Here is a 1,317-nt window from a genome sequence, read left to right on the forward strand (position 1 = left end):
TGAAGGTGGCGTCATGGTTCTATCCCAACTGGAGTGGTGAGCTGGCCGAGACGCTGACCGGCGAGTTCGACCTGCCGACCGACCGGGCGATCAAGCGGCTCTCCCGGGGGATGCGTTCGGCGCTGAGCATTGTGATCGGCCTGGCGGCACGGGCCGAGGTGACGCTGTTCGACGAGCCCTACGCCGGTCTCGACGCGGTCGCCCGCCAGCTGTTCTACGACCGGCTGCTCGTCGAGTACGCCGAGCACCCCCGTACGGTGCTGCTGTCCACCCACCTGATCAACGAGGTCGCCGGGCTGCTGGAACGGGTGGTGATGATCGACCGAGGGCGGGTCATCCTCGACGCCGCCGCCGACGACATTCGCGGCGCGTTCACGACCGTGAGCGGCCCGACCGCCGCGGTGGAGGAGCTCGTCGCCGGCCGCCCCACCTGGGACCGCCGCCAGATCGCCTCCCAGGAGTCTGTCGTCGTCGGGGCCCTCGATGACGGCGACCGGATTCGCGCCCGCGACCTGCACCTCAGCGTGGAATCCCTGTCGCTGCAGCAGGTGATGGTCCACGCCTCGGGCCGGGCCGCCGAGGAGCCGCAGGAGAGGACAAGCGCATGACCAGCTGGCTCACCGTCATCAACGTTGCCCGCTACCACCTCATCCAACGGGTCATCTACGTGGTGATGCCCTGGGCGATCCTGGCGTTCAGCTTCGCCGTCAACCTGGTCGTCGCCGCCGAGACCCCGGGCAACCACACCGGCGGGCTAGCCTCGATCTACACCTACATATTCTTCTGCGGGCTGCTCAGCACCTCCCGGTCGTTGCCGTTCGGACTCGCCCTCGGAGTCAGCCGGCGCTGCTACTACCTCGGGACCGCCGGCCTCGCCGCCGTCTACGGACTCGCTCTCACCGTGCTACAGGCCATCGAGCGGGCCACCGGCGGATGGGGCGTGACCCTGCACTTCTTCCGGGTGACCTACATCCTCGCCGGGCCGTGGTATCTCACCTGGCTGACCTCGTTCGTGGGCCTGGCGCTGCTGTTCGTCTACGGCATGTGGTTCGGTATCGTCTACCGCCGCTGGAACGTCACCGGCCTGGTCGCCTTCATCGCCGGCCAGATCACCGTGCTGCTCGCCGCCACACTCATCGCCACCTGGACCCATGCCTGGCCAGGCATCGGCCACTTCTTCAGCGCCCTGCGCGCCGCCGGGCTGACCGGCGTACTCGCCGCCCTCACGGCCACGCTCTTCGCCGGTGGACTCACCACGATCCGCCAGGCCACGGTCTGATCACACCGCCGCGCTGCACCTCCCAGGCCAACGGTAAA

Annotated in this window: 2 protein-coding genes; both read left to right on the forward strand. The window is 68.6% G+C overall.

Annotation, left to right across the window (positions count from 1 at the left end; genetic code table 11):
* Positions 1–608: AAA family ATPase (locus U9980_RS24310; RefSeq protein WP_322770058.1), on the forward strand; the 608-nt coding region annotated here is incomplete at its 5' end.
* Positions 605–1,279 (forward strand): ABC transporter permease, encoded by a 675-nt coding sequence (locus tag U9980_RS24315; RefSeq protein WP_322770059.1) that lies wholly within the window; start codon positions 605–607, stop codon positions 1,277–1,279. The genes U9980_RS24310 and U9980_RS24315, both read left to right, overlap by 4 nt.
* Positions 1,280–1,317: the final 38 nt, after the last annotated feature.

This window comes from Protofrankia sp. Cr1 (genome assembly GCF_963555865.1).
In the GTDB taxonomy this organism is placed as follows: domain Bacteria; phylum Actinomycetota; class Actinomycetes; order Frankiales; family Frankiaceae; genus Protofrankia.